This is a genomic window from Tessaracoccus lacteus (assembly GCF_029917005.1).
Classification (GTDB): Bacteria; Actinomycetota; Actinomycetes; order Propionibacteriales; family Propionibacteriaceae; genus Arachnia; species Arachnia lactea.
The window spans coordinates 660,608-676,962 of record NZ_CP123967.1 but is presented as its reverse complement, the minus strand read 5'-3'; the positions used below and the strand labels follow the sequence as shown (position 1 = coordinate 676,962).

General features: G+C 69.9%; 17 protein-coding genes and 1 pseudogene. 7 read left to right on the top strand and 11 right to left on the bottom strand.

Annotated elements, in window-relative coordinates:
* Nucleotides 1-6 precede the first annotated feature (6 nt).
* The 5 genes from QH948_RS03030 to QH948_RS03010 are packed head-to-tail and all read right to left on the bottom strand — an operon-like array spanning nucleotide 7 to nucleotide 4,772.
* A complete protein-coding gene (locus QH948_RS03030; RefSeq protein WP_281145469.1) occupies nucleotides 7-1,299 on the bottom strand; it encodes a sulfate adenylyltransferase subunit 1 in 1,293 nt (430 codons plus the stop codon).
* Nucleotides 1,299-2,198 (bottom strand): sulfate adenylyltransferase subunit CysD, encoded by a 900-nt coding sequence (cysD, locus tag QH948_RS03025; protein WP_219081078.1) that lies wholly within the window; start codon nucleotides 2,196-2,198, stop codon nucleotides 1,299-1,301. The genes QH948_RS03030 and cysD overlap by 1 nt, the downstream gene beginning before the upstream one ends.
* A complete protein-coding gene (locus QH948_RS03020; RefSeq protein ID WP_281145468.1) occupies nucleotides 2,195-2,932 on the bottom strand; it encodes a phosphoadenylyl-sulfate reductase in 738 nt (245 codons plus the stop codon). Before QH948_RS03020 ends, cysD begins: the two co-directional genes overlap by 4 nt.
* Nucleotides 2,929-3,108, bottom strand: coding sequence for a hypothetical protein (locus QH948_RS03015; protein WP_281145467.1), 180 nt, complete (start codon nucleotides 3,106-3,108; stop codon nucleotides 2,929-2,931). Before QH948_RS03015 ends, QH948_RS03020 begins: the two co-directional genes overlap by 4 nt.
* Nucleotides 3,105-4,772 (bottom strand): nitrite/sulfite reductase, encoded by a 1,668-nt coding sequence (locus tag QH948_RS03010; RefSeq protein WP_281145466.1) that lies wholly within the window; start codon nucleotides 4,770-4,772, stop codon nucleotides 3,105-3,107. Before QH948_RS03010 ends, QH948_RS03015 begins: the two co-directional genes overlap by 4 nt.
* Between QH948_RS03010 and QH948_RS14130 the strand changes: the two are divergent.
* Together QH948_RS14130 and QH948_RS03005 are read left to right on the top strand one after the other, a co-directional pair.
* Nucleotides 4,771-5,211 (top strand): annotated as a pseudogene (locus QH948_RS14130) (alpha-L-arabinofuranosidase C-terminal domain-containing protein); the annotation flags it as partial. The gene QH948_RS03010 and the pseudogene QH948_RS14130 sit on opposite strands and share 2 nt — an antisense overlap.
* 61 nt (nucleotides 5,212-5,272) lie before the next feature.
* Nucleotides 5,273-5,401, top strand: a complete 129-nt coding sequence (locus QH948_RS03005; protein ID WP_281145465.1) for a hypothetical protein — start codon at nucleotides 5,273-5,275, stop codon at nucleotides 5,399-5,401.
* Between the two features lie 68 nt (nucleotides 5,402-5,469).
* On the opposite strand, the gene QH948_RS03000 is transcribed toward QH948_RS03005, so the two are convergent.
* Entirely contained in the window at nucleotides 5,470-5,856 is a 387-nt protein-coding gene (locus tag QH948_RS03000; protein ID WP_281145464.1) for a pilus assembly protein TadG-related protein, read from the bottom strand.
* 188 nt (nucleotides 5,857-6,044) lie between these two features.
* Here QH948_RS03000 and QH948_RS02995 point away from each other — a divergent pair, with 188 nt between their 5' ends.
* From QH948_RS02995 to QH948_RS02980, 4 genes are all read left to right on the top strand, one after another.
* Nucleotides 6,045-6,797, top strand: a complete 753-nt coding sequence (locus QH948_RS02995; RefSeq protein WP_219081093.1) for an amino acid ABC transporter ATP-binding protein — start codon at nucleotides 6,045-6,047, stop codon at nucleotides 6,795-6,797.
* Nucleotides 6,798-6,823: 26 nt separating this feature from the next.
* A complete protein-coding gene (locus tag QH948_RS02990) occupies nucleotides 6,824-7,690 on the top strand; it encodes a glutamate ABC transporter substrate-binding protein (RefSeq protein ID WP_281145463.1) in 867 nt (288 codons plus the stop codon).
* 72 nt (nucleotides 7,691-7,762) lie between these two features.
* Nucleotides 7,763-8,410: an amino acid ABC transporter permease gene (locus QH948_RS02985; protein ID WP_281145462.1), complete on the top strand. Its 648-nt coding sequence runs from the start codon at nucleotides 7,763-7,765 to the stop codon at nucleotides 8,408-8,410.
* Nucleotides 8,407-9,315: an amino acid ABC transporter permease gene (locus QH948_RS02980; RefSeq protein ID WP_281145461.1), complete on the top strand. Its 909-nt coding sequence runs from the start codon at nucleotides 8,407-8,409 to the stop codon at nucleotides 9,313-9,315. The genes QH948_RS02985 and QH948_RS02980 overlap by 4 nt, the downstream gene beginning before the upstream one ends.
* A gap of 193 nt (nucleotides 9,316-9,508) precedes the next feature.
* Here the strand turns inward: QH948_RS02980 and QH948_RS02975 are convergent, their stop codons facing one another.
* The 4 genes from QH948_RS02975 to purB all read right to left on the bottom strand — a co-directional run bounded on the left by QH948_RS02975 (nucleotide 9,509) and on the right by purB (nucleotide 14,622).
* Nucleotides 9,509-9,958: a hypothetical protein gene (locus QH948_RS02975; protein ID WP_281145460.1), complete on the bottom strand. Its 450-nt coding sequence runs from the start codon at nucleotides 9,956-9,958 to the stop codon at nucleotides 9,509-9,511.
* Nucleotides 9,959-10,193: 235 nt separating this feature from the next.
* Complete coding sequence (pntB, locus tag QH948_RS02970; RefSeq protein WP_281145459.1) at nucleotides 10,194-11,597, bottom strand: Re/Si-specific NAD(P)(+) transhydrogenase subunit beta; 1,404 nt, start codon at nucleotides 11,595-11,597, stop codon at nucleotides 10,194-10,196.
* A gap of 3 nt (nucleotides 11,598-11,600) precedes the next feature.
* The gene (locus QH948_RS02965) at nucleotides 11,601-13,136 is read right to left on the bottom strand and encodes a Re/Si-specific NAD(P)(+) transhydrogenase subunit alpha (protein WP_281145458.1); all 1,536 of its coding nucleotides are present in this window, start codon (nucleotides 13,134-13,136) and stop codon (nucleotides 11,601-11,603) included.
* A gap of 55 nt (nucleotides 13,137-13,191) precedes the next feature.
* Nucleotides 13,192-14,622 (bottom strand): adenylosuccinate lyase, encoded by a 1,431-nt coding sequence (gene purB, locus QH948_RS02960; RefSeq protein ID WP_281145457.1) that lies wholly within the window; start codon nucleotides 14,620-14,622, stop codon nucleotides 13,192-13,194.
* Nucleotides 14,623-14,742: 120 nt separating this feature from the next.
* Between purB and map the strand changes: the two genes are divergently transcribed.
* Nucleotides 14,743-15,510 carry a type I methionyl aminopeptidase gene (gene map / locus QH948_RS02955; protein WP_281145456.1) on the top strand — a complete coding sequence of 256 codons (768 nt, stop codon included), beginning with the start codon at nucleotides 14,743-14,745 and terminating at the stop codon, nucleotides 15,508-15,510.
* On the opposite strand, the gene QH948_RS02950 is transcribed toward map, so the two are convergent.
* Nucleotides 15,491-16,354 carry a MaoC family dehydratase gene (locus QH948_RS02950; protein WP_281145455.1) on the bottom strand — a complete coding sequence of 288 codons (864 nt, stop codon included), beginning with the start codon at nucleotides 16,352-16,354 and terminating at the stop codon, nucleotides 15,491-15,493. The two genes, map and QH948_RS02950, sit on opposite strands and share 20 nt — an antisense overlap.
* Nucleotide 16,355: the final 1 nt, after the last annotated feature.

Here is a 16,355-nt window from a genome sequence, read left to right as displayed (position 1 = left end):
GTCAGGTCAGATGGACGCGCCGGCGTAGCGGTCGGCGGTCTCGGCCATGCCGGCGGCGAGAGTCGCGCCGTCGGCCTCGTCGATCAGGAGGAAGGCGCCCGTGCGGCGCAGCTCCCGGTAGTCGTCGATGGGCAGGTCGTCGGCGAGCCGCACGCGGACCCGGCCGATGTCGTTGAGCGCCAGCTCGCGGGGCGCGCGGGCGTACTCGACGGTGGCGATGTCCAACTGGTCGAGGATCTCCTCGACCATGGCGAGGACGGTGCGGGTGCCGGCGCGCAGCAGCACCCGGTCGCGGGGCCGCACCGGCCGGTCGGACAGGACGCACATCATGCCGCTGACGGTGCGAGTGACCTCGCCGGGAACGTCGGCCGCGGCGATGAGGTCGCCGCGCGAGATGTCGATGTCGTCGGCGAGCCGGAGCGTGACGGACTGCGGCGCGAAGGCCTCGCCGAGCTCCTCGAGCGTCCCGTCGGCCCGCCCGCGGTCGATGCCGACGACGGTGCTGGTGCGGCGCGACGGCAGCACGGTGACCTCGTCCCCGACCCGCACGACGCCAGCGGAGATGCGGCCCGCATAGCCGCGGTAGTCCTCGTGGCCGGCCTGCTGCGGACGCAGCACCACCTGCACGGGGAAGCGCAGCGGCTGGGCGGCCGGGTCGGTGCCGACCGGCACGGCCTCGAGGTGTTCAAGCAGCGTCGGCCCGTCGTACCAGCGGGTGTTGGCCGACCGGTCGACGACATTGTCGCCGAGCAGCGCGGACAGCGGCACAGCGACGACCTCGTCGATCCCGAAACGCGCCGCGACCGCGGTGGCCTCGGCGACGATCTCGTCGAACCGGGCCTGGTCCCAGCCGACCAGGTCCATCTTGTTGACCGCGACGGCGACGTGGCGGACGCCGAGCAGGCCGGTGACGGCCAGGTGGCGGCGGGTCTGCTCGACGACGCCGTGGCGGGCGTCGACGAGGATGAGCGCCAGCTCGGCCGTCGAGGCCCCGGTGACCATGTTGCGCGTGTACTGCACGTGGCCGGGAGTGTCGGCCAGCACGTACGAGCGGGTGGCGGTCGAGAAGTAGCGGTAGGCCACGTCGATCGTGATGCCCTGCTCGCGCTCGGCCCGCAACCCGTCGGTGAGCAGCGCGAGGTCGGGGCCGGCCTGGCCGCGCTCCCGCGACACGCGCTCGACGGCGTCGAGCTGGTCCGCGAGCACAGACTTGGTGTCGTAGAGCAGGCGTCCGACGAGGGTGGACTTGCCGTCGTCGACCGACCCGGCGGTCGCGAGCCTCAGCAGATCGTGGGTCATCAGAAGTATCCCTGCTTCTTGCGGTCTTCCATCGCCGCCTCGGAGAGGCGGTCGTCGGCGCGGGTGGCGCCCCGTTCGGTGATGCGGGAGGCCGCGACCTCCAGGATGACTCCGGCCACGTCGGCGGCCTCGGAGTCGACGGCGCCCGTGCAGGACATGTCGCCGACGGTGCGGTACCGGACGACGCGGCGCTCGACAGGCTCGCCGCCGCGCGGGCCGCCCCAGTCGCCGGCCGTCAGCCACATGCCGGAACGCTGGAACACCTCGCGCTCGTGCGCGTAGTACAGGCTCGGCAGCGCGATGTCCTCGCGCTCGATGTAGCGCCACACGTCGAGCTCGGTCCAGTTCGACAGCGGGAAGACGCGCACATGCTCGCCGGGCGCATGGCGCCCGTTGTACAGGTCCCACAGCTCCGGGCGCTGGCGGCGCGGGTCCCAGGTGCCGAAGGCGTCGCGCAGCGAGAACACGCGTTCCTTGGCCCTGGCCTTCTCCTCGTCGCGGCGGCCGCCGCCGAAGACGGCGTCGAAGCGGCCCTCCTCGATCGCGTCGAGCAGCGGCACGGTCTGCAGCGGGTTGCGGGTGCCGTCGGGGCGCTCGCGCAGGCGGCCGTCGTCCAGGTAGTCCTGCACCTTGGCCACGTGCAGCCTGGCCCCGATCCGGGCGACGGTCTCGTCGCGGTAGCTCAGCACCTCCGGGAAGTTGTGCCCGGTGTCGACGTGCAGCAGCGCGAACGGCAGCGGCGCCGGCGCGAACGCCTTGAGCGCCAGGTGCAGCATGACGACGGAGTCCTTGCCCCCACTGAACAGGATCACCGGGCGTTCGAACTCGCCGGCCACCTCCCGGAAGATGTGGATGGCCTCGGACTCCAGGTGGTCGAGGTGGTCGAGGGAATGGTTCATGTGTGCAGCCCGCATTCGGTCTTGTTCTTGCCTGCCCAGCGTCCGGCGCGCGCGTCCTCGCCAGGGGCGACGGGGCGCGTGCACGGGGCGCAGCCGATGGAGGGATAGCCCTTTTCACGAAGGGGGTTGAGGAAGACGTCCTCCTCGAAGGCGAAGCGGTCGACGTCGTCGTCGTCCCACGCCGCGATGGGGTTGACCTTGACCATCTGACGGCGCTCGTCCCAGCCGACCAATCCGATGTCCGTGCGGGTCGGGGCGTCGACGCGGCGCATGCCGGTGACCCAGGCCGCCCGCCCGGAGAGCGCCCGGTTGAGGGGCTCGACCTTGCGGATGGCGCAGCAGCGGTCGGGGTCGCGGTCGAAGAGCCGGTCCCCGTGCTCCGCCGCCTGCTCGTCGACCGTCAGGAGCGGCAGCACCGTGCGGATCCGCACGCGGTCCGCGTAGTGATCGCGCGTCCGCAGCGTCTCAGGGAAGTGGAAGCCGGTGTCGAGGAAGAACACGTCCATCGTGGGCGCCGCCTGCGCGACCAGCTCGACGAGCACCTCGTCGCCCATCGACGACGCGACGGTCACGTCGTCGACGAACGTCTCCGCCGCCCAGGCGAGCACCTGTCGGCTGAGCTCGACACGGCCAAGGTGGCCCGTGTGGCGGGGGTCGGCCTCCAGCTCGGCGAAGCGGGCCGCTGCCTCGTCCGCCAGGGCCCGGAGCTCGTCGGTGGTCATCGTGGTCGTCACCGGCCGACCTCCTCTTCCTCCCGGAGCCGGCCAGGGATCCCGCCCGTCTCGACGCGATGCTGCGTGACCGAGAACACCCGAGCGCAGGCGACGCAGTGCCAGGCGCCGCGGGGCTCCTCGACGGGGCGCAGGTCCTCCTCGGCGCAGAACGGGCAGTGGTAGATCACGGCGCTCACCGCAGGTCGTCCTCCTCGGCGCGATGCGCCCAGGTGGCGAAGGACTCGTCGCCCTCGCGCTGCTCGAGGAAGGTGCGCGCGAGCCGCTCGATGTAGTCGGGCAGGTCGTCCGCGGCGACCTTCAGCGCACGTGTCTTGCGGGCCAGCTGCGGCGTGGCACCGAGGCCGCCACCGAGGTGCACCTGGAACATCTCGACGAGGTTGCCGTCGTCGTCGGTCTGCACCATGCCCTTGAGGCCGACGTCGGCGACCTGCGTGCGGGCGCAGGCGTTGGGGCAGCCGTTGACGTGCACCGAGAAGGGCACGTCGAACTCCGGGAGCCTGGCCTCGAGCTCCTCGACGATCCGGCGCGCCTGCGCCTTGGTCTCGACCAGCGCCAGCTTGCAGAACTCGATGCCCGTGCACGCCATGACGCCGCGACGGAACTCCGACGGGCGGGCGGGCAGATCGAGCGCGTCGAGCCCTGCCACCAGCGCCTCGGTCTCGGACGCGGGGACGTCGAGCACGAGCAGCTTCTGGTGCGGGGTCAGCCGGACGCGGCCCGAGCCGTGGCGCTCGGCCAGGTCTGCGATCCGGGTCAGCTTCGTGCCGGACACGCGGCCGGCGATCGGCGCGACGCCGACCCAGTACCTGCCGTCCTTCTGCAGGTTGATGCCCACGTGGTCGCGGCGCGCGACCGCCTCGTCGGCGGCGGGCCCGTCGATCAGCTTGCGGCCGAGGTACTGCGTCTCGAGCACCTCGCGGAACTTCTCCGGGCCCCAGTCGGCCATCAGGAACTTCAGGCGGGCGCGGTTACGCAGCCGGCGGTAGCCGAAGTCGCGGAAGATCGAGCAGACGCCCTTCCAGACCTCGGGGATCTCCTCCAGCGGCACCCAGGCGCCCAGCCGGCGGGCGAACATCGGGTTGGTGCTGAGTCCCCCGGCGACCCAGAGGTCGAACCCGGGCCCGTGCTCCGGGTGGACGACGCCGACGAAGGAGATGTCGTTGATCTCGTGTGCCACGTCGAGGCGCGGGCTGCCGGAGATGGCGGTCTTGAACTTGCGCGGGAGGTTCGACAGCTCGGGGTCGCCGATGAAGCGCTCGACGATCTCGGTGACGGCGGGGGTGCCGTCGATGATCTCGTCGGCGGCGATGCCCGCGACCGGCGAACCGAGGACGACGCGGGGCACGTCGCCGCAGGCCTCGGTCGTCGACAGGCCGACCGACTCGAGACGGCGCCAGATCTCCGGCACGTCCTCCACGCGGATCCAGTGCAGCTGGATGTTCTGCCGGTCGGAGATGTCGGCGGTGTCGCGGCCGAACTCGGTCGAGATGCCCGCGATGGTGCGCAGCTGGTCGTTGGTGAGCGCGCCCCCGTCACTGCGGACCCGCATCATGAAGTACTCGTCGTCGAGCTCCTCGGGCGCCAGCGTCGCCGTCTTGCCGCCGTCGATGCCGGGGCGGCGCTGCGTGTAGAGGCCCCACCAGCGCATGCGGCCGCGGAGGTCGTCCGCGGAGATCGATGCGAACCCCTCGCGGCTGTAGACCTCCTCGATGCGGGCGCGCACGTTGAGGCCGTCGTCTGCCTGCTTGAAGGCCTCGTTGGCATTCAGGGGCGTGGTGTCCCCGTCGGCCCAGGCACCGGTTGCCTGTTTGCGTCGGGGCCGGGCGGCCGCTTCGGTCATGCGCGTTCCTTCGGTAGGAGTGGCTCAACTCGTCCGAACCCGTGCGGCGTCCCCGACATTCCCGACCGGCCCGGGTGATCGCCCCCGGCGAACAGGAGGCCGCGGCTCCTGGCCGACGCGACCCCCGCACAACACCGAGAGCGTCGGCCGCGTGCACGCCGCGTCGCTGGCCCAGCTGGCCAACGTCCTCGCCCCGATCATGACCGAGCCCGGCGGCCCGGCCTGGAAGCAGACGACGTTCCACCCCTTCGCGCTGACCTCGCGGTACGCGCGCGGCAACGTGCTCACCATCCCGGTGCAGACCGGCAGCTACCACACGGACCAGTACGGCGAGGTCCCGTTGGTCGACGCCGTCGCCACGCACGACGAAGAGACCGGCGAGGTCGCGCTGTTCCTGGTGAACCGCTCCATCGCCGAGTCCGCGCCCGTCGAGGTGGACCTCAAGGCCGCCGGCGTCACGACGGTGCTCGAGGCCGTCGAGCTGTCCAACCCGGACAACCATGAGTGGCACGCCCCAGCAGGACTCCTCCTCCGTCGCGCCGAAGGAGCTGACCGGGGTGGAGCTGGCCGACGGCCACCTGTCCGCCGCGCTGCCCCCGATGAGCTGGGCCATGATCCGCCTCGGCTGATCTCACCGTCGCTGACCCCCGGTCCGTCGACAGGCCCGCCCAGGGTCCGTCGACGGACCGGGTCCGTGTCAGCCCAGTGCGACCGTCGCGCTCCCGGTGCCGACCACATCGATCCCGTCGATGCCGATCAGCGGGAGGAACAGCGTCTCGTAGCGGCCCCGGACCGTCACCTCGGCGGTCAGTCCCCGGACCCGGACCTCGGCGTCGAGGCCCTCCGCCTCCGCGTAGCCCCGACCAGCCGCCCGTGCGGGGCCTGCGGGCAGGGTGGCCCCGGAAGCCTCCAGCGCGACGCGGTGGGTTGCAGCCCTGGCTGCCTCGGCCGCGACGGCGCGAGCCTCCTGCTCGGCGGCCGCGTGACCGGACAGATCAACGCCCAGCCCGACGACCACGACGAATGCAGGCAGGGTCAGCGCGACCCAGACGGACACGGCCGCGCCCCTCTCGTCCCGTGGCATCTGCGCCTCCCCTCCCAGGGCGGTCAGTCAATCACCGCGGAGGCTCAGATCGGACGTTCTCCACACCTGCGACCCCACTGCGCCCTGCCCGTGACCCGTCTGATATGCAGGTTACGGTTGTGCAACACGTTCCCCGCAAAATGTCACATCGGGTTAAATCGCCTGTCAGGTGGACGTAGAGTGCCGCCATGCCTGAAGCCCCCACCACCAGACCCCTCGTCGAGATTCGCGGCGTCAACAAGTACTTCGGCTCGCACCATGTACTGAAAGACATCGACCTCGACGTGGCCAAGGGCGAGGTGGTGATCGTGATCGGCCCCTCGGGCTCAGGCAAGTCGACGCTCTGCCGTTCGATCAACAGGCTGGAGACCATCGATTCCGGAGAGATCCTGATCGACGGCGTCCGGCTGCCCGAGGAGGGACGCCAGCTCGCGGCGTTACGCAGCGACGTGGGCATGGTGTTCCAGGCGTTCAACCTCTTCGCACACAAGACGGTGCTGGAGAACGTGACGCTGGCCCCCATCAAGGTCCGCAGGATCCCCAAGGCCGAGGCAAACAAGCGCGCAATGGAGCTGCTGACGCGGGTGGGGGTGGCGGACCACGCCAACAAGTTGCCCGCCCAGCTCTCCGGAGGCCAGCAGCAGCGCGTGGCGATCGCCCGATCGCTCGCGATGGACCCCAAGCTCATCCTCCTGGACGAGCCGACCAGCGCCCTGGACCCCGAGATGATCAACGAGGTCCTCGACGTGATGGTTGAACTCGCGCAGGACGGCATGACGATGGTCGTCGTCACCCATGAGATGGGCTTCGCCAGGAAGGCCGCCGACCGGGTGGTGTTCATGGCAGACGGGGCGATCGTCGAAGAGGCCGCCCCGGAGGAGTTCTTCTCCCACCCGAAGTCCGACCGCGCCAAGGACTTCCTGTCCAAGATCCTCGCCTGACCAACCGACGAGAAACGGAGATTCCCATGAAGTTCACCAAGCTCACCACCGCCGTCGCGGCCGCCGTCGCGGCAACGCTGGCGCTCACGGCCTGCGGGTCCGACGACACGGCCTCACCTGAGGTCGCCAGCACGTCGTTCGCCGACGGCACCACGATGGCCAAGCTCCAGTCCGCGGGCAAGATCACCATCGGCACCAAGTACGACCAGCCGCTGTTCGGCCTTGCCGGCCCCGACGGCACCCCCGAGGGCTTCGACGTCGAGATCGGCAAGATCATCGCGGCAAAGCTCGGCATCGACGCCGGCAAGATCGAGTGGACCGAGACCGTCTCGCAGAACCGCGAGCCGTTCATCGAGAACGGCAACGTCGACATCGTCATCGCCACCTACACGATCAACGACAAGCGCAAGGAGGTCATCGACTTCGCGGGTCCGTACTACATCGCCGGCCAGTCGTTCCTCGTCGCCAAGGGCAACCCGGCGGGCATCACGTCGCCGGAGACCGTCGGTGACAACAAGGTCTGCACCGTGACCGGCTCGACCTCCGAGGCGAACATCAAGGAGACCGTCCCGGCCGACCAGGTCATCACCGTCGACAAGTACTCCGACTGCCTGGAGCCCATCCGCACGGGCGAGGCGCAGGCGCTGACCACCGACAACGTCATCCTGGCCGGCCTGGTCGACCAGACCGGCGACGAGTTCGAGGTCGTCGACTCCACCTTCACCGAGGAGCCCTACGGCATCGGCCTGAAGAAGGGCGACGACGACTTCCGCACCTTCATCAACGACACGCTCGAGCAGTCCTTCGAGGACGGCTCGTGGGCCAAGGCCTGGGAAGCGACGGCCGGCAAGGTCCTGCCGACCCCCGACCCGCCCACGGTCGACCGCTACTGATCGATCCCGACCAGGCGCCCCTCCCTCCGGGGCGGGGCGCCTGACCCACTCACCACCTGAGGAGCCGCGCGTATGGAAGCCGTGCTTGCGAACCTGGACAGCTACTGGGCCGGGTTCAAGGTCACTCTCGAGCTGCTGATCGTCGGCGGGCTCGGCGCGCTCGTGATCGGCGTCATCATCGCGCTGATGCGCATCTCCCCCATCAGCTCGCTGCGCGCCATCGCGACGGGCTGGACCGAGATCATGCGCAACACCCCGCTGACCCTGATCTTCTTCTTCATCATCGTCGTGCTGCCGTCGCTCCAGATGGGAGTCACCGCCAAGCTGGGCGCCTACATCGCGCTGAGCATCTACACGTCCGCCTTCGTGGCCGAGGCGATCCGCTCCGGCATCAACGGCGTGCCGCTCGGGCAGGCGGAGGCCGCGCGCTCCGTCGGGCTCGGCTTCGGCCAGACGGTGAGCATGATCATCCTGCCGCAGGCGTTGCGGATGGTCGTGCCACCCATGATCAACGTCTTCATCGCGCTGGCCAAGAACACGTCCGTGGCCGGCGGCTTCATGGTCGTCGAGCTGTTCGCCGTCTCCAAGGGCCTGGCGAACGCCAACGGCAACGCGGTCATCCCGATCCTGATCGGCATCGGCCTGTGCTACCTCATCATCACCATCCCGCTCGGCCAGCTGGCCGGGTGGGTCGAGCGGAAGGTGGCCCTGCAGAAATGAGCGCTTCAACCGCCAACGTCCTCTACGACGCGCCGGGCCCGAAGGCCCGCCGCCTGTCGCTCATCTCCTCCATCGTCTCGGCCGTCGTCATCGGCGGCGGGTTCATCTTCCTCATCTGGAAGCTCGGCCAGCCGCGCACGACCGTCAACGGCGCCACCCTGACTGGCCTGTGGGACCCGTCGCGCTGGGACATCTTCCTCGACAGCGCCGTCTGGCAGGGCCTGATCGTCCGCGGCCTGATCATGGGCACGCTGCGCGCCGCGGCGCTGGCCGCCGTGCTCGCCCTGCTGATCGGCGTCGTCCTCTGCTTCGCCCGGTCCGCCCCGTGGCGCTGGGTCCGTGGCGTCTCCGCCGTCGTGCTGGAGTTCTTCCGCGGCATGCCCGTGCTGCTGATGATGCTGTTCATCCTGCTGGCGCTGGGCACCAACGGCTACACTGCGGTCGTCGCGGCGCTCGCCATCTACAACGGCGCCATCATCGGCGAGGCCCTGCGCGCGGGCATCAACGCGCTGCCGAAGGGCCAGCGCGAGGCGGGCCTGTCGCTCGGGCTGACCCCGTTCTCGACGAGGATCCTCATCGAGTTCCCGCAGGCCTTCCGCCAGATGCTGCCGATCATCGTCGCCCAGCTCGTCGTCCTACTCAAGGACACGTCGCTGGCCTACGTCGTCGCGTACCCGGAGATCCTGCGCATCTCGTACCAGCTGAAGGACTACTTCGGCTCGACCACGTACTCGTTCTCGATCTTCCTGGTCGTGCTCGCGATCTACCTGGCGGTCAACTTCTCACTGTCGGCGCTCGCCCGCTGGATCGCGAAGCGCTCCGGCCCCAGGGCCGGCGCCCACACGGAGACCCTGATCCAGGACCCGACCCTGGCGCTCGACCAGGCCGAGCACGACGTCCGCTGACCCCTCGCCATCGCCGCCTCCCCGACACGGACACCTGCGCAACCTGACGCCCACCTGCGCTATGCCGCAGGTATCGGTCGGGATCGCAGGTATTGCGGGTTTCCGGGCCCCACAACCACGACGGCCCGCACCCCGAAAGGGTGCGGGTCGTCGTAGGCTGGGAATGGGCCAGGCCTGAGCCTTGGCGGGCTACTCAGGAGCCCATCCACTCCCATGACGACAGGACGGCGTCTGTCACTGCAGCGCGCTGCGCCGACGGCACGTGATCGCTGAAACTGAACGTCACGACGTAAGTCTGACCGTACGTCGACGCTTGGAACTGTTCAGTCCGGTAGGCGCCTGCTTCATAGGCTGCTGCGAAGTGTGCCGCCTCAACCCCGTCGATTGTCTTGCGATTGAGCACCTCAATATCGGTGGCGCCGACGGCGCCGAGCCCGGCGGTGGCCTCCGCCTCCGCCTGTTGCACCGACGCAGTTCCCGGCATGACCAAGACATTGATGTTGTCGGCGAAGCCGTCGGCGTCGTCCAGATCGGCGACCCACGAATCAGGTTCGAAGCCAGGGACTGGGTCTGGAACCAGCCACCCCTCCGGCGGCTGGTAGCCATAGCCGCTACCGAGAAGGACCTGCTTGTCCAGCGTCACCGCACTCTGGGCTTCTGGCGCCTGCCCGCCAGTCGCACCTGTGCAGCCACACAGAAGGGTCACAGCTATTAGGGATAAGGGGATGTGTTTGGCGCTGAGCATGCCAGCTCCCTAACGGATCTGGTCTTGCCTGGGTGGGGGTTATGCCGTCACCACTCGGAGGGTCCAATCCCACGTCGCTCCAAAAGGCAAGAACGTCCCGAGTGGAATGCCCGGGACGTCTCTGCGATCAGTTTCAGGCGGTCACCTTCGCCGGCAGCTCGGCGACGATCTGCTCAACCGACTCCTTCGCGTCTCCGAAGCACATCACCGAGTTCTCGTTGAAGAACAGCGGATTCTGCACGCCAGCGTAGCCCGCGCTCATCGACCGCTTGAAGACCACGACGGTGTCCGCCTCCCACACGCGCAGCACCGGCATGCCGGAGATCGGCGAGCCGGGCTCCATGGCGGCCGGGTTGACGGTGTCGTTGGCCCCGATCACCAGCACGACGTCGACGTCGCCGAAGTCGTCGTTGATCTCGTCCATCTCGTAGACGATGTCGTAAGGCACCTTCGCCTCGGCCAGCAGCACGTTCATGTGGCCAGGCAGGCGGCCGGCGACGGGGTGGATGCCGAAGCCCACCTTTGTGCCGGCAGCTCGGAGCCGCTCTGTGAGCTGTGCGACCGAGTGCTGTGCCTGCGCCACCGCCATCCCGTAGCCCGGCACGATCATCACGGACTTCGCGTCCTTCAGCAGCTGCGCCACCTCGGCGCGGCTGGCCTCGCGGTGCTCCCCGTACTCGGTCTCCGGGCCCGACGACACGTCGTCGCCGAAACCACCGAGGATGACCGAGACGAAGGACCGGTTCATGGCGCGGCACATGATGTAGCTCAGGATCGCGCCGGAGGCGCCGACGAGCGCGCCGGTGATGATCAGGACGCTCATGTCGAGCATGAAACCGCTGGCTGCGGCCGCCCAGCCCGAGTACGAGTTGAGCATCGACACGACCACGGGCATGTCCGCTCCCCCGATCGCGGCGACGAGGTGCGCCCCCAGCAGCAGCGACAGGACGGTGGCGATGATCAGCGCGATGATCGACCCGGTGGCGACGTACCACCAGCCGAGCCCCGCCAGCAGGACGACGATCAGCAGGTTCAGCCAGTGCCGACCCGGCAGCGTCAGCGGCTTCGACGAGATGCGGCCGTTCAGCTTGCCCCACGCGACGAGCGACCCGGTGAACGTGACCGCGCCGATGAAGACACCGAGGTAGACCTCGAGCGTGTGGAGCACGTCGTGGTGCGTCGCCTCCAGGTGCACGTTGTAGCCGACGAGCACGGCGGCGGCGCCGACGAAGCTGTGCAGCAGCGCGATCAGCTCGGGCATGCCGGTCATCTGGACCTTACGGGCCTTGTAGACGCCGATTCCGCCGCCGATGGCCAGCGCCGCATACAGCATGATGGCCGCGTCGAACTGCAGGTTGTGGTTCGCGTAGTCGGTGTAGGCGATGGCGAAGTTCGTCGCGACGACGGCGAAGACCATGCCCATGATGCCGAACACGTTGCCCTTGCGGGCGGTCTCGTGCTTCGACAGCCCGGCGAGCGCGAGGATGAACATCAGCCCCGCGGCGATGTAGGTGGCGTTGATGAAGTTGGTCAGCATCGCTCAGTCCTTCCGGAACATGCCGAGCATGCGGTGGGTCACGGTGAACCCGCCGAACACGTTGATGGAGGCGAGCAGCACCGCGACGAACGCGATGATCTTGACTGCCCAGTTGTCGCTGGCCAGCTGGGTCATGCCGCCGACGATGATGATGCCGCTGATCGCGTTCGTGACGCTCATCAGCGGGGTGTGCAGCGCGTGCGTGACGTTCCAGACGACGTAGTAGCCGACGACGCCGGCCAGCGCGAAGATGCCGAACAGGCTGACGAAGGCCGACGGTGCGACCGTCAGCACCGCGATAAGGATCACCGCCCCGATGCCGACCTGCACCACCTGGTGCCACCACGGCCGGGGAGCCTTCGGCTCGACGACCGCGGCGGGGGCCGCCTCGACCTTCGCGGCGGGCGCGGCCGACACCTCGATCGGCGGCGGCGGGAACGTCACCTCCCCGCCGCGCGTGATGGTCATGGAGCGGACGACCTCGTCGTCGAAGTCGACGACGAGCTGGCCGTCCTTGCCGGGCGTCATGAGGGTCAGCGCGTTGACGAGGTTGGTGCCGTACAGCTGCGACGACTGGCCGGGCAGCCGGCTCGCGAGGTCGGTGTAGCCGATGATCGTGACGCCGCCGTCGGTGACGTAGCTCTCCCCCGGCCTGGTCAGCTCGCAGTTGCCGCCGCCCTGTGCGGCGAGGTCGACGATGACGGAGCCGGGCTTCATCGTCGCAACCATGTCCGCGGTGATGAGCTTCGGCGACGGGCGGCCGGGGATGGCCGCCGTCGTGATGATGATGTCGACCTCGCGGGCCTGATCGGCGTACAGCTGCGCGGCCTTCGCCGCGTAGTCGGCGCCGACCTCCTTGGCGTAGCCGTCGGAGCTGACCCCCTGGCCGGCCTGCTCGACGTGCAGGAACGTGGCGCCCATCGACTCGACCTGTTCGGCCGTCTCGGGTCGGACGTCCGTGGCGCGCACGATCGCGCCAAGCGAGTTGGCCGCGCCGATGGCGGCGAGTCCGGCGACGCCCGTGCCCGCGACCAGCACCGTGGCCGGCGGAACCTTGCCCGCGGCGGTCACCTGCCCGGTGAAGAAGCGCCCGAACGCGTGGGCAGCCTCGACGACGGCGCGGTAGCCGGAAATGTTGGCCATCGAGCTGAGCGCGTCGAGGGCCTGCGCGCGGCTGGTGCGCGGCACCATGTCCATGCTGAGCGCCGTCACGCCGGCCGCGGCCAGCCTGGCCGTCAGGTCGGCGTCCTGGCGGGGCCAGAAGAAGCCGAACACGGCCGCTTTCGGCCGCAGCTGCTCGAGCTGTTCCTCGTCGGGTGCGTTGACGAGGAGGACGACGTCGCTGCCGAGGGCCTCGCCCTCGGTGACGATGCGAGCTCCTGCCTCGACGTAGTGCGCATCCGGGAGGGACGATCTCGCCCCTGCGCCGGAGGCGACGACGACGTCGTAGCCGAGCTTGATGAGTTGGGAAACGGTGCGAGGTGTGGCCGCGACGCGGTTCTCGCCCGGGGTGGCCTCCGTGGGTACTCCGACCTGCATGCCGACACGCTAACGCAGCCGCCGACCGGGCGCGCCGACGGGTCCGGCTATGCGGTCAGAGAACCACTCCCGGCCGGTACGCGGCGGCATCCGGGTTCTCCGCGACGATCCCGGCGATGCGGTCCGCCAGACGGGCGACCTGGGCCTGCGCGGTGCCGGCCAGCTCGAGCGGGGAGCTGACCAGATGCGCCAGCTCGTCGCGCGTCAGCTTCAGCCGGTCGTCGGCCGCGAGCCGGTCGAGCAGGTCGTTGACGCGCGCCCCCTTGCGGAGGTCGAGGGCCACGGCGACGGCGTGCTCCTTGATGGCCTCGTGGGCCTCCTCGCGGCCGACACCCTTGCGGACGGCGGCCATCAGCACCTTGGTGGTGGTGAGGAACGGCATGTAGCGCTCCAGCTCGGCCTCGATCACGGCCGGGAAGGCGCCGAAGTCGGCCAGCACGGTCAGGAACGTCTCGAACAGGCCGTCGAGCGCGAAGAACGCATCGGGCAGCGCGATGCGGCGCACGACGGAGCAGGACACGTCGCCCTCGTTCCACTGGTCGCCGGCCAGCTCGCCCACCATCGACACGTAGCCGCGCAGCACGACGGCAAGGCCGTTGACGCGCTCGCACGAGCGGGTGTTCATCTTGTGCGGCATGGCCGACGAGCCGACCTGCCCCTCCTTGAACCCCTCGGTGACGAGCTCGATGCCCGCCATCAGGCGGATGGTGGTGGCGAGGTTGCTCGGCGCCGCGGCGACCTGCGCGAGGCAGGTCAGCGCGTCGAAGTCGAGGGACCGCGGGTAGACCTGCCCGGTGGAGGTCAGCACCTGCGCGAAGCCCAGCTCGGTCGCGATGCGCCGCTCCAGTTCGGCGAGCTTGTCCGCGTTCCCTCCCAGCAGGTCGAGCATGTCCTGCGCCGTTCCGACGGGGCCCTTGATGCCGCGCGCCGGGTAGCGGCCGATCAGGTTGTCGAGGCGCTCCAGCGCGACGAGCAGCTCGTCGGCAACGGTCGCAAAGCGCTTGCCGAGCGTCGTGAGCTGCGCGGCGACGTTGTGCGAGCGGCCGGTCAGGGGCTGGTCGGCGTATTGCGTGGCCAGGCGGGCGAGCTGCGCGAGAGCCGCGACGACGCGGCCGCGAACCAGCCGCAGCGAGTGAAGCACCTGCAGCTGCTCGATGTTCTCGGTCAGGTCGCGCGAGGTCATGCCCTTGTGGATGTGCTCGTAACCGGCCAGCGCGTTGAACTCCTCGATGCGGGCCTTCACATCGTGACGCGTGACGCGCTCGCGGGCGTTGATGGAGTCGAGGTCCACGCGGTCGATGACAGCCTCGTAGGCGGCGATCACCTGGTCGGGGTCAGCCCCGCCGAAGTCGACGCCCAGGTCGCGCTGCGCCCGCAGCACCGAGAGCCAGAGCTTCCGCTCCGAGACGATCTTGGCCTCCGGCGACCAGATGCCCTGCATCTGGGGGGAGGCGTAGCGGGTGGCAAGGACGTTCGGCACGCTCATGGGGCCGAGTCTAAATGAACCCGCCCCGGCCGTCGTCACGGTGCCGGGGCCGTCCGGCGCCAGCGCCGCACTACCCTGGCGTTGACAACTCCAGCGGAACCACACAGCAAGGTCGCACCCATGATCGAGATCCTCAGCCCCACCCACTTCCCGCGCGCCCGCGCCGCCGGGGCGCTGGTGGCCGACATCCTGCAGACCATGAAGTCCCGCGCGAAGGTCGGCACGAATCTGCTGGAGATCGACCGGTGGACCCGCGAGATGATCGAGGCCGCCGGGGCCGTGTCCTGCTACGTCGACTACGCCCCGTCCTTCGGCGACGGCCCCTTCGCGCACTACATCTGCACGTCGGTCAACGACGCGGTGCTGCACGGCAAGCCGCGCAACCAGCGCCTCGCCGAGGGGGATTTGGTGAGCCTCGACCTCGCCGTCGCCCTCGACGGCGTCGTCGCCGACTCGGCCATCAGCTTCACGATCGGCGACGGTGCCCCGGAGGACCTGGCGATGATCGATGCGACGCAGCGCGCGCTGGCCGCCGGGATCGCCGTGGCACGGGCGGGCGCCAAGGTCGGCGACCTGGCGCACGCCATCGGCACCGTCCTCAAGGACGCCGGCTACCCGGTCAACCTGGAGTTCGGCGGCCATGGCGTCGGCTCGACGATGCACCAGGACCCGCACATCCCCAACGACGGGCGCGCGGGCCGCGGCTTCAAGCTGCGCTCGGGCATGCTGATCGCGGTGGAGCCGTGGGTGATGGCCGACACCGACAAGCTCGTCACCGACGAGGACGGGTGGACGCTGCGCAGCGCGACCGGGGCGCGCACGGCGCACAGCGAGCACACCATCCTCATCACCGACGACGGCGCCGAGATCATGACCCTGCCGGCCTGAGCTCCCCGATCAGGTGCGGCTTGCCGGCCGGGTTCACCACCGCGAACGACCAGCCGCCGGTCCGCTCCGCCGCGAAGGACACCTTCCCGGGCAGCAGGATCGGCTTGGCGAACTGCACGGTGGCCGTGTACGCGGCCGGCAGCGTGCCGAGCGCCGCCAGCGCCCGCGCGTGCGTCCACATGCCGTGGATGATCGGCCGCGGGAACCCGAACAGCCGGGCCGTGGCCGGGTGGAGGTGGATCGGGTTGGCGTCGCCGGAGACGGCCGCGTAGCGGCGGCCGAGGTCGGCCGGCAGCCGCCACAGCTGCGACGGCGTGGCCGCCGTGGCCTCCAGCCGCAGGCCCGCGCGGGCCTCGCCCGGCACCTTCGCGCCGGTGGCGAGGTAGTTCGAGGAGCCCTCCCAGACGGTCTCGTCGCCCACCTTGATGCGCGAGACCATGTCGAACGTCGCACCCTTGGCGTGCGGCGCGAGACCCTCGGCCTGCACCGTGATGCGCAGCCGCTCACCCACGCCGACCGGCCGGTGCAGCGTCATGGTGTTGCTGACGTGCACCAGCCCGGCGAGCGGGAACGGGAACTCGTCGGTGGCCAGCAGCGCGGCCTGCAGCGGGAAGGTCTGCACGTGCAGCCAGGTGGCCGGCACCGCGTCGGCCAGCGCGAAGCCAGTCAGGTGGTCGTAGGCCGCCAGGCGGCCGACGTCCTGCCCGGCGTCCTCGAGGAGGTAGACGACCTCCGGCAGCGCGGCGATCCTGCCGCCCCGCTTGCCGATGGCCCCGGCCAGCCCCTTGACCAGCAGCCGCCCGGTGGCGGGCGGTTCCTTGAGTTCTATCACGCGGCGCGTCACG

Excerpts from the sequence above, each read along its gene's own strand:
- QH948_RS02980 (WP_281145461.1), top strand. The coding sequence starts at position 8,407 with ATGAGCGCTTCAACCGCCAACGTCCTCTACGACGCGCCGGGCCCGAAG.
- QH948_RS02995 (WP_219081093.1), top strand. The coding sequence starts at position 6,045 with ATGCCTGAAGCCCCCACCACCAGACCCCTCGTCGAGATTCGCGGCGTC.
- QH948_RS03000 (WP_281145464.1), bottom strand. The coding sequence starts at position 5,856 with ATGCCACGGGACGAGAGGGGCGCGGCCGTGTCCGTCTGGGTCGCGCTG.
- pntB (WP_281145459.1), bottom strand. The coding sequence starts at position 11,597 with ATGCTGACCAACTTCATCAACGCCACCTACATCGCCGCGGGGCTGATG.
- purB (WP_281145457.1), bottom strand. The coding sequence starts at position 14,622 with ATGAGCGTGCCGAACGTCCTTGCCACCCGCTACGCCTCCCCCCAGATG.
- QH948_RS02990 (WP_281145463.1), top strand. The coding sequence starts at position 6,824 with ATGAAGTTCACCAAGCTCACCACCGCCGTCGCGGCCGCCGTCGCGGCA.
- QH948_RS03005 (WP_281145465.1), top strand. The coding sequence starts at position 5,273 with ATGAGTGGCACGCCCCAGCAGGACTCCTCCTCCGTCGCGCCGAAGGAG.
- map (WP_281145456.1), top strand. The coding sequence starts at position 14,743 with ATGATCGAGATCCTCAGCCCCACCCACTTCCCGCGCGCCCGCGCCGCC.
- QH948_RS02965 (WP_281145458.1), bottom strand. The coding sequence starts at position 13,136 with ATGCAGGTCGGAGTACCCACGGAGGCCACCCCGGGCGAGAACCGCGTC.
- QH948_RS03010 (WP_281145466.1), bottom strand. The coding sequence starts at position 4,772 with ATGACCGAAGCGGCCGCCCGGCCCCGACGCAAACAGGCAACCGGTGCC.
- QH948_RS03030 (WP_281145469.1), bottom strand. The coding sequence starts at position 1,299 with ATGACCCACGATCTGCTGAGGCTCGCGACCGCCGGGTCGGTCGACGAC.
- cysD (WP_219081078.1), bottom strand. The coding sequence starts at position 2,198 with ATGAACCATTCCCTCGACCACCTCGACCACCTGGAGTCCGAGGCCATC.
- QH948_RS02985 (WP_281145462.1), top strand. The coding sequence starts at position 7,763 with ATGGAAGCCGTGCTTGCGAACCTGGACAGCTACTGGGCCGGGTTCAAG.